A 9,929-nucleotide genomic window follows, 5' to 3' on the forward strand; every position below is an offset into this window, starting at 1 on the left:
GCGCGCTGTTCAGTGCGCGGAAGTTCGTGACCTCATGGTCCTGGGCGCCGGCCCCGACCTCGTGCACGGTGTACGAGTCGGCTGCGGCCAGGGCGTCGATGAGCGGGGCGGCGACGTCGGCGAAGACGACCTCGTACCCGGCCTCGTGGAGCAGGAGCCCGACGAAGCCGCGGCCGATGTTGCCGGCGCCGAAGTGGACGGCGGTGCTGGTGCTCACTCGTTGACCTCGCCGAGGATCGACAGGATCGCCGCGGTGTCGGCGGCGTCGGTGAGCTTCTGGACCTCGTCCTCGTCGGAGAAGACGATCGCGATCTTCGACAGGATGTCGAGGTGCTCGTTGTTCACGCCGGCGATGCCGACGACGAAGCGCACGGGGTTGCCGTCCCAGTCGATCGGGCTGGCGTAGCGGATGAACGACAGGGCGGAGGACTTGATGGCGTCCTTCGCGTCGTTGGTGCCGTGCGGGATCGCGAGGAAGTTGCCCATGTAGGTGGACACGCTCTTCTCGCGCTCGAGCATCGCCGGGTAGTAGTCGGCCGTGACCGCGCCCGCAGCTTCGAGGATCTCGGCCGCCTCCTTCATCGCTTCCGACTTGGTCGGCGCGGTGTCCTCGGTGTGGATGCGGATCTGGCTCTCCTGCAGGACGGGCATCGGGGGTTCTCCTTGTGTTGAGGACGTGATGGAGGGGACGGGTCAGCCCCGTCCCCTCCGATACTGCACTTCGTTACTGGTTGTGGCGTTACTGGTTCTTCAGCTGCTCGACGACCTGGTCGTACTGCGGCGCGTTCATGAAGTTGCCGACCGACACGTGCTGCGCGTTCGGGTTCTTCTGCTTGGCGCGGTCCGTCAGTTCCTCCTGCGTGATGATCAGGTCCTCGTCACCGGACAGGTTCGCGATCGCCTTGTTGGAGACCGTGACCCCTTCGATGCCCGCCTTCTTGATCTTGTTGCGCAGGACACTGGCACCCATGGCGCTCGAGCCCATGCCGGCGTCGCAGGCGAAGACCAGGTTCTGGACCTTCGTCGCCGTCGCCGTGCTCGCCGAACCGACGCCGCCAAGGGAGGCCTCGGCCTCTTCCTCGTTGGCCGGGGAGTTGTTGCCGAGCAGACCCGAGGTCGCCGAGTTGACGTCGCGACCCTTGTTGGCCTGGAGCTTCGCCATCGCGGCGCTCATGTCGCCACCGTTACCGGACGCCAGGTCGCGCTTGCGGCTGGCGAGCAGGAAGAAGGACGACACCGCGAACGACACCGCTGCGGACAGGATGACCGACAGGATCACACCGAGGAAGCTGTTGCGCTCCGTCGCACCGAGCACCGCGAAGATCGAGCCGGGCGATGCCGGGGCGACGAGGCCGGACTGGAACGCGACGTTCGTGGCGACACCCGTGGCACCACCGAGGATGACGGCGATGAACAGGATCGGCTTCTGCAGCACGTACGGGAAGTAGATCTCGTGGATGCCACCGAAGAACTGGATGATGATCGCGCCGGGCGCGGTCGATCGGGCGATGCCGACACCGAAGAAGGTGAAGGCGAGCAGCAGACCGAGGCCGGGGCCGGGGTTCGCCTCGAGCAGGAACAGGATCGACTTGCCGGACTCGGCGACCTGCGCCGCGCCGAGCTGGTCGAGCACACCGTGGTTGATGGCGTTGTTCAGGAAGAAGACCTTCGCCGGCTCGATGATGACGCTGGCGAGCGGCAGGAGCGAGTGCTGCACGAGGAAGTCCACCGCGGAGCCGAGGCCCTCGGCGATGAGCTTGAACAGCGGCGCGAGCCAGAAGAACCCGATCATCGCGAGGACGAAGCCCAGGATGCCGGCCGCGTAGTTGTTCACGAGCATCTCGAAGCCGGGCTTGATCTTGCCGTCCCAGATCCGGTCGATCTGCTTGATCAGGTAGGCACCGAGCGGGCCACAGATCATCGCGCCGAGGATCATCGTGGTACCGGAGGCCCCGATGATGACACCCATGGTCATGATCGACCCGACGACGGCACCGCGGGTGTCGTAGATCATCCGGCCGCCCTGGATGGCGATCGCGAGCGGGATCAGGTAGGTCAGGATCGGGCCGACGAGGCCGGGGTTGGCGACACCGGCCGTCTCACCGAACCCGCCGAGGACGCCCACTGGCGTCCACCCGGTCTCGATGAAGAAGGCCGTGATGATGCCCCACGCGATGAAGATCGCGATGTTGGGCATGACCATGCCGGAGAGGAACGTGCCGAACTTCTGAACGGCGACGCGTGCGCCGCCCCGCGACTTCGCGGGTGCGTCGGGCGCTGCAACGGACGACGTTGTCATGTGCGGTGACTTTCTGTGTGGTGGAGCTGCTGCGTGGTGATGGGAAGGGTGGTGCTGGGGGGTGGTGGCTCAGGCGGCGTGCGTCGCGGCCGCGGCGGCGGACTTCGCGGCCGCCGCCGTGCTCGCGGCGAGTGCCGCCGTCGCCATCTCGCGGGCCTGTTCGAGCGTGTAACGACCGAGTTCGGCGCGCACGTCGGCCAGGGCCGCGGGGGTCATGGAGAGGGTGGTGGCGCCGAGACCGACCAGGACGACGGCGAGCAGCGGGTCGGCTGCTGCCTCACCGCAGATCCCGACGGCCTTGCCGGCGGTGGCGCCGGCGGCGCCGAGCTGTGCGACGAGGCGCAGGACGGCGGGGTGCCACGGGTCCTGGTAGGACGCGACGGTGCCGAGCATGCGGTCGGCGGCCATCGTGTACTGCGTCAGGTCGTTCGTGCCGATCGACACGAAGTCGGCGTTCTGGAACACCTGCTCGGCCATCAGCGCGAGCGACGGCACCTCGGCCATGACACCCGCGGTCCGGATACCGAGTTCGCGGGCCAGGGTGACGAAGTACTCGGTCTCCTCGGCGTCCGCGACCATCGGGGCCATGACCCACAGGTCGGCCTCGGTCGCGGCGTCGGCCTGCGCGAGCGCGGTGAGCTGGTCGCGCAGGACCTCGGGGTGGTTCCGCAGGGCACGCAGGCCGCGGCGTCCGAGGGCCGGGTTCTCCTCGTCCTTGTCGGTGAGGAACGGCAGGGGCTTGTCGGCGCCGGCGTCGAGCGCGCGCACGACGACCTTCTTGCCGGGGAACGCCGCGAGGAGCTGGCGGTACGACTCGGTCTGCTCGTCGACCGTGGGGGCCTTCGGCGAGTCGAGGAAGAGGAACTCGGTGCGGAAGAGCCCCACGCCCTCCGCACCGAGAGCAACGGCGCCGGCGGCGTCGGCGGGGCTGCCGAGGTTCGCGAGCAGGGGCACGACGTGGCCGTCGGCGAGGGCGCCGGCGGTGAGCGGGGCGGCAGCGGCGGCGAGCCGGTCCGCGATCCGCTGGTCGACCTCGGCCACGAGCGACTCGGACGGGTCGGTGACGACCGTCCCGGTGGCGGCGTCGACGACGACGTGGACGCCGTCGGCGAGCTCGTCCGCGCCGGTCACGCCGACGATGGCGGTGATGCCCTTGGCGCGGGCGAGGATCGCGGTGTGCGAGGTCGGACCGCCGTCACGGGTGACGAGTGCCAGGACCTTCTCGAGGTCGAGCAGCGCGGTGTCCGCCGGGGCGAGGTCACGGGCGACGAGGACGAAGGGGGTGTCCGACTCGGGGACACCGGGGGCGTGCACGCCGCGGAGCTTGGCGATGATGCGCTGGGCGACGTCGTCGAGGTCGGCCGCGCGCTCCCCCATGTAGCCCCCCATGCCGACGAGCAGGTCGCGGAACTGGGCGAACGCCTCGTACACGGCGCGCTCGGCGTTGGTGCCGCCGTCGATGCGCGTGTGCACGTCGTCGAGGAGCGTCGGGTCCTGCGCCATCAGCGCCTGGGCCTCGAGCACGGCCTGGGCGTCGCCACCGGCGAGTTGTCCGCGCTTGTTCAGGTCGTCCGCCACCGCGGCCAGTGCGTCGTGCACGGCCTGCTTCGCGTCGTCCGCCGAACCCACCAGGGCGTCCTTCGACGGTTCGCCGAGCGGGTCAGCCATCCGGAGCACGGGGCCGTGGGCAACGCCACGGCCGACGCCGGTGCCGAGCAGTTCGGACATTCGAGACTCCTTCATCTCACACGCGCTTGCGGTGGGGTGGATCGTTCGGTGCACGCGGCACGGGAACGGACCACGCCCGTGCGGCTGAGCAGCACACTACCCCGCTTCGCGTTGACAAACAAACACATCCGGGGATAAAAATGCAGAAACAGATGCCCGTTTGCGTCTGGCGGATCGAACGCAGGGGACGACATCGCGCATGTCGTGCCCGACCGTGTCCGTTCCGTTCCGACCCGAGACGACGAGGTCCGATGTACGCACCAGAACGCCACCAGCGCATCGTCGAGCAGGCGCGCGCGCAGGGCCGGGTGGACGTCAAGGACCTGGCCGAGTTGCTCGCCGTCACGCCCGAGACCATCCGTCGCGACCTGACGAGTCTGGAACGCCGCGGTCTCGTCCGTCGCGCGCACGGCGGCGCGATCCCCGTCGAGCGGATCACCCTGCACCCCGGCGTCGGCGACCGCGGCGGCATCAACCAGACCGAGAAGATGGTCATCGCCGAGGCCGCCCTGGCGGAACTACCCGAGAACGGCTCGATCATGATCGACGCCGGCACCTCGACCATCTGCCTGGCCGAGCTGCTGCCGACCGACCGCGGGCTGACCGTCGTCACGCACTCGCTGCCGGTCGCCACCGCCGTCGCGAACCGTCCGGGCATCGACCTGCACCTGCTCGGCGGCAACATCCGCAGCGACTCCCTGGCCGGCGTCGGCACCTGGACGCACCAGCTCATCGGCATGGTCAGCGTCGACGTCGCCTTCATCAGCATCAACGGCATCACGCCGGAGCGCGGCCTGACGACCCACAACATGGCCGAGGCCGCCGTGAAGAGCGCGATGATCAAGTCCGCCCGACGGAGCATCCTGCTCGCCGACCACACCAAGTTCGGCCGCGAGGAGTTCGGTCGCGTCGCCCCGCTCGCCGCGATCGACACGATCATCACCGACCCCGCCGTCAACCTCGACCTGGTCCGCGAGGTCGAGGCCGCCGGCACCGAGGTCTTCTGGCCCGGCCGACCCTGACCGCGCCCCGTTCCCGTCCACCCAGCGCTCGCTAGCATGAGCCAACCACCCATCGACAGGAGTACATCGATGTCCGAAGCCACCCGCACCGTGACCGTCGCCAGCGCATCCGGCCTGCACGCTCGCCCCGCATCCCTCTTCGTCCAGACCGTGACGGCGTCGGGGCACCAGGTCACGATCGCCAAGGGCGACAAGTCCGGGAACGCCGGCAGCATCCTCGCCCTGCTCGGGCTCGGCATCGAGAACGGCGACGAGGTCATCCTCACCGTCTCGGGTGACGACGCCGAGACCACCGCGGACAGCCTGGTCGACTTCCTCTCGACGGACCACGACGCGGCCTGATCGCGCAGGTCGCGTCCTGCACGCGACCACAGAGCGGACGGGAGGCACGGTGCCAGCTGGCACCGTGCCTCCCGTGCGTCCGTGGGGGCGTCCAGGGCTGTCGGCACCCGCCGATAAGGTGTGATGCATGACACGCCTGCGCCTCGCATCCGTCAACGTGAACGGCGTCCGCGCCGCCTTCCGCAAGGGCATGGGCGACTGGCTCGCCACCCGCGACGTCGACGTGCTGGCCCTGCAGGAAGTGCGCGCGTCGAGCGACGACCTGGCGGCGCTGCTCGGCGACGAGTGGGACATCGTGCACGACCCGGCGACCGCGAAGGGCCGGGCCGGCGTGGCGATCGCCTCGCGCCACTCTGCCCAGATCCACCGCGTCGCCCTGGGCGCCGACGACTTCGACTCCGCCGGCCGCTGGCTCGAGGCCGACTACGAGATCGGCGGGACGACCGTCACGGTGGTCTCCACCTACGTGCACTCGGGCGAGGTCGACACCCCCAAGCAGGACGAGAAGTGGAAGTTCCTGGACGCCATGACCGAGCGGCTGCCGGCGCTCCGCGAGCACAACCCGCTCGCCGTCGTCGTCGGTGACCTGAACGTCGGGCACGACGAGCGCGACATCAAGAACTGGAAGGGCAACGTCAAGCGAGCCGGCTTCCTGCCGCGCGAGCGCGCCTACTTCTCGCGGTTCTTCGGCGCCGACGGCGAACCGGTCGAGGGTGCCGACGGATCCACGGGCCCCGGGCTCGGATGGGTCGACGTGGGTCGCGCCCAGGCCGGCGACGTCGACGGCCCGTACACGTGGTGGTCGTGGCGCGGTCAGGCCTTCGACAACGACACGGGCTGGCGCATCGACTACCAGATGGCGACCCCCGACCTGGCCGCCAAGGTCACGGAGTACACGGTCGACCGCGCCGCGGCGTACGACCAGCGATGGTCCGACCACGCCCCCGTGGTCGTCGACTACGAACTCTGACCCTCTTCTCTCGCTTCACCTGACGCACCGGAGCACCACCATGACCAAGACCCGCATCTTCTCGGGCATCCAGCCGTCCGCCGGATCGCTGCACCTCGGCAACTACGTCGGGGCGCTCATGCAGTGGAGGACCCTGCTCGACGACCACGACGCGATCTACTGCGTCGTCGACATGCACGCGATCACCTCGCCCCAGGACCCGGCCGAGCTCCGCGCGAACACCCGAGCAACCGCTGCGCAGTACATCGCGTCGGGCATCGACCCGTCCAAGGCGACGCTGTTCGTGCAGTCGCACGTGCCCGCGCACGCCGAGCTCGCCTGGGTGCTGAACACCCTGACCGGCTTCGGCGAGGCGAGCCGGATGACCCAGTTCAAGGACAAGTCGGCACGCCAGGGCGCCGAGGCCGCGTCGGTCGGGCTCTTCACCTACCCGATCCTGATGGCCGCGGACATCCTGCTCTACGACACCAGGGTCGTGCCGGTCGGTGACGACCAGCGACAGCACGTCGAGCTGACCCGCGACCTGGCCGGACGCTTCAACTCACGGTTCGGCGACACGTTCGTCACGCCCGAGGCACGAATCCTGACCGAGACGGCGCGGATCTACGACCTGCAGGACCCCACCAGCAAGATGAGCAAGTCCGCAGCGTCGGACAACGGCCTCATCCGCCTGCTCGACGACCCGAAGCGCACCGCGAAGAAGATCAAGTCGGCGGTCACCGACACCGAGCGCGAGATCCGGGCCGACCGCCTGGCCAAGCCCGGAGTGACGAACCTGCTGTCGATCCTGTCGGCGTTCACCGGCACCTCGATCGCCGCGCTCGAGGAATCGTTCGCCGGCAAGGGCTACGGCGACCTGAAGGGCGAGGTCGCCGACGCGGTCGTGGCCGAGCTCGAACCCGTCCGCGCCCGCACGCTCGAGCTGCTCGACGACCCGGCGGAGCTCGACCGGCTGCTGGCGATCGGCGCCGCCCGTGCCGAGTCGATCGCGCAGGAGACACTGGCCCGCGTCTACGACCGCATCGGGTTCGTCCCGCGATCGCGCGGCTGATCGTGCAGCCCGTCACGCTCGAGTCGGCGCGGGTCCGGCTCGACCTGCCCACCCGCGCCGACACCGCGGCGATCACCGAGGCCTGCCAGGACCCGGAGATCGTCCGGTGGACCACGGTCCCGACGCCGTACCGCGAGCAGGATGCCCGGACCTTCGTCGACGCCCTGGTCGGACCGGGGTGGGCCTCGGACCGCGAGTACACGTGGGCGATCCGACCGGCCGGTTCGACGTGGCTCGCGGGCATCATCAGCTACCGCACCGCCGGCCGTGACCTCGGGTTCTGGCTCGCGCCGTCTGCCCGGGGTGCCGGACTCATGCACGACGCCGTCCGGCTCGTCGTCGGCTGGGCCTTCGAGCAGGATGCGCCGGACGTCTACTGGGAGTGCTACCAGGGCAACACGGCCTCGGCGGCGGTCGCCCGCGCGGCCGGGTTCTCGTACACCGGCCTCGGCGCAGCTCGGGTACCGGACCGGGACGGCGGCCCGACGGCGGCGTGGACCGCACTGCGACGCGCCGACGGCACTCCTGCCTCCGAGCTCCCCTGGCCCGTCGCCTGAGCGCGCTCACAACCGTGGTGACGTGTCACCCAACCGCCGCCGGTAGGCTCGGCCCGTGAGCGACACGGCACGACCCACCGAGGTCCGGGCAATGCGCCGCGGGCTCGAACTCGCGGCCCTCGGGCCCGTCGTCGGCGATCACGCCCGCGTCGGCGCCGTGATCCTCTCCCCCACCGGCGAGGTCCTCGCCGAGGGGTGGCACAAGGGCGCCGGTACCCCGCACGCCGAGGTCGACGCGATGGCCAAGGTCGACCCGGCACTGCTGCGCGGCGCGACGGCGGTCGTGACCCTCGAACCCTGCAACCACGTCGGCCGTACCGGGCCGTGCGCCGTGGCACTGCTCGACGCCGGGATCGCCCGGGTCGTCTACGCGATCGACGATCCCGGAGCCGACGTGCACGGCGGCGCCGAACGGCTCCGTGCCGCCGGGGTCCAGGTCGTCTCCGGGGTCCTGGCCGACCAGGCCGAGGCGTTCCTCGAGCGGTGGCTGCTCTCGGTCCGGCTCGGCCGGCCGTGGGTCACCGTCAAGTGGGCGTCCAGCCTCGACGGGCGTGCCGCCGCTGCCGACGGCACGAGCAAGTGGATCACCGGCGCAGCCGCACGCCAGCACGTGCACGAACAGCGTGCCGCCCACGACGCGATCCTCGTCGGCACCGGCACGGTGTTCGCCGACGACCCGAGCCTGACCGCGCGCGGGGACGCCGGCGAACTGCTCGCCGACCAGCCGCTCGCCGTGGTGCTCGGTGACCGCCCGGTGCCCGCCGACGCCGCGGTCCGCCGGCACCCGCGCGGGCTCGTCACGCTGCCCGGACACGACCTGGCCACCTCGCTCGGTGCACTGCGCGGGCACGGCGTGCACTCGGTGTTCGTCGAGGGTGGTCCCACGGTCGCCTCGGCGCTCATCGCCGCCGGACTCGTCGACGAGTACCTGGTGTACATCGCCCCGGTGCTGCTCGGCGGACCCCGCGTGGCGCTCGGCGACCTGGGCGTGGGAAGCATCTCCGAACGTCGGCGGTTGGACGTACTATCGACCACCAGCCTCGGCCCCGACCTGCTGGTCCGAGCCCGACCGCACCGTCCGCAGCACGAGGACCAGCACGACCGCCAGCAGCAGCTCGACGCGACACCCGGGCGCGGAGACGACGGGCCCACGAACGACCGGAGCACCACATGACCGACGCGTTGACCTCCCCCACACCCGGGAGCCCGGTCCAGTTCGAGGTGTCCACGAACGTCCCGACGACCCACGGCACGTTCCAGATGCGGGCCTACCGCGACCTCGTCACGAGCGCGGAGCACGTCGCGATCATCGGTGCATCGCCGGACGGCTCGCTGCCCACCGACGGCGCGCTCGTCCGGGTGCACTCCGAGTGCCTGACCGGCGAGGCCTTCGGGTCACTCAAGTGCGAGTGCGGCCCTCAGCTCGACGCCGCGCTCGACACGATCGCCACCGAGGGCGGCGTCGTCATCTACCTGCGCGGGCAAGAGGGGCGTGGCATCGGCCTCATCAACAAGCTCAAGGCCTACCGCCTGCAGGAGGACGGGCTCGACACCCTCGACGCGAACCTCGCGCTCGGACTGCCCGCCGACTCCCGCGCCTACGGGGGTGCCGCGGGCATCCTCGCCGACCTCGGCATCACCCGGGTGCGGCTGCTGTCGAACAACCCGGAGAAGCGCCGCCAGCTCGAGGAGCACGGCATCACCGTCGACTCCCTCGTGCCGCTCGTCGTCGGTGTCTCGGCACAGAACGCCGCCTACCTCGACACGAAGCGCGACCGGATGGGCCACCAGCTGCCCGAGCACCTCGAAGCGGGGGCCGGCGCGGGCGCCTGAGTCCGCCCCGACCGTCCACCGCAGCGACCAGCTGACTCTGGGCTGATTCGCAGGCAGGCGACATCTGTCGTATGATCGGGCTTCCGTCACAAGCGGTCCCCCCTCAACCTGTCTCTTATACACATCT

The 9,929-nt window shown here is 70.3% G+C and carries 9 protein-coding genes and 2 pseudogenes; 7 read left to right on the plus strand and 4 right to left on the minus strand.

Annotated features, from left to right (window positions below; genetic code table 11):
- From DEJ17_RS17170 to ptsP, 4 genes and pseudogenes are all read right to left on the minus strand, one after another.
- Nucleotides 1-217: pseudogene (locus tag DEJ17_RS17170) on the minus strand (mannitol-1-phosphate 5-dehydrogenase); the annotation flags it as partial.
- Nucleotides 214-651 carry a PTS sugar transporter subunit IIA gene (locus DEJ17_RS17175; RefSeq protein WP_071244331.1) on the minus strand — a complete coding sequence of 146 codons (438 nt, stop codon included), beginning with the start codon at nucleotides 649-651 and terminating at the stop codon, nucleotides 214-216. The gene DEJ17_RS17175 and the pseudogene DEJ17_RS17170, both read right to left, overlap by 4 nt.
- 88 nt (nucleotides 652-739) lie before the next feature.
- Complete coding sequence (locus DEJ17_RS17180; RefSeq protein WP_110895601.1) at nucleotides 740-2,299, minus strand: PTS mannitol transporter subunit IICB; 1,560 nt, start codon at nucleotides 2,297-2,299, stop codon at nucleotides 740-742.
- Between the two features lie 69 nt (nucleotides 2,300-2,368).
- Entirely contained in the window at nucleotides 2,369-4,027 is a 1,659-nt protein-coding gene (gene ptsP, locus DEJ17_RS17185) for a phosphoenolpyruvate--protein phosphotransferase (RefSeq protein WP_110895603.1), read from the minus strand.
- A gap of 251 nt (nucleotides 4,028-4,278) precedes the next feature.
- Here ptsP and DEJ17_RS17190 point away from each other — a divergent pair, with 251 nt between their 5' ends.
- From DEJ17_RS17190 to ribA, 7 genes and pseudogenes are all read left to right on the plus strand, one after another.
- Nucleotides 4,279-5,049 (plus strand): DeoR/GlpR family DNA-binding transcription regulator, encoded by a 771-nt coding sequence (locus tag DEJ17_RS17190; protein WP_027466423.1) that lies wholly within the window; start codon nucleotides 4,279-4,281, stop codon nucleotides 5,047-5,049.
- 69 nt (nucleotides 5,050-5,118) lie between these two features.
- Nucleotides 5,119-5,391 (plus strand): HPr family phosphocarrier protein, encoded by a 273-nt coding sequence (locus DEJ17_RS17195; RefSeq protein ID WP_110895605.1) that lies wholly within the window; start codon nucleotides 5,119-5,121, stop codon nucleotides 5,389-5,391.
- A 127-nt stretch (nucleotides 5,392-5,518) separates the two neighbouring features.
- Nucleotides 5,519-6,361, plus strand: a complete 843-nt coding sequence (locus DEJ17_RS17200; RefSeq protein ID WP_110895607.1) for an exodeoxyribonuclease III — start codon at nucleotides 5,519-5,521, stop codon at nucleotides 6,359-6,361.
- A 40-nt stretch (nucleotides 6,362-6,401) separates the two neighbouring features.
- On the plus strand, nucleotides 6,402-7,412 hold the full coding sequence (gene trpS, locus DEJ17_RS17205; protein WP_110895609.1) for a tryptophan--tRNA ligase: 1,011 nt from the start codon (nucleotides 6,402-6,404) through the stop codon (nucleotides 7,410-7,412).
- A gap of 2 nt (nucleotides 7,413-7,414) precedes the next feature.
- Nucleotides 7,415-7,969 (plus strand): GNAT family N-acetyltransferase, encoded by a 555-nt coding sequence (locus DEJ17_RS17210; RefSeq protein WP_181421273.1) that lies wholly within the window; start codon nucleotides 7,415-7,417, stop codon nucleotides 7,967-7,969.
- A 91-nt stretch (nucleotides 7,970-8,060) separates the two neighbouring features.
- Entirely contained in the window at nucleotides 8,061-9,143 is a 1,083-nt protein-coding gene (gene ribD, locus DEJ17_RS17215; protein WP_258366887.1) for a bifunctional diaminohydroxyphosphoribosylaminopyrimidine deaminase/5-amino-6-(5-phosphoribosylamino)uracil reductase RibD, read from the plus strand.
- Between the two features lie 29 nt (nucleotides 9,144-9,172).
- Nucleotides 9,173-9,802, plus strand: a pseudogene (gene ribA / locus DEJ17_RS17220) (GTP cyclohydrolase II); the annotation flags it as partial.
- Between the last annotated feature and the right edge of the window lie 127 nt (nucleotides 9,803-9,929).

It is taken from the genome of Curtobacterium sp. MCSS17_011 (genome assembly GCF_003224275.1).
Lineage (GTDB): Bacteria > Actinomycetota > Actinomycetes > Actinomycetales > Microbacteriaceae > Curtobacterium.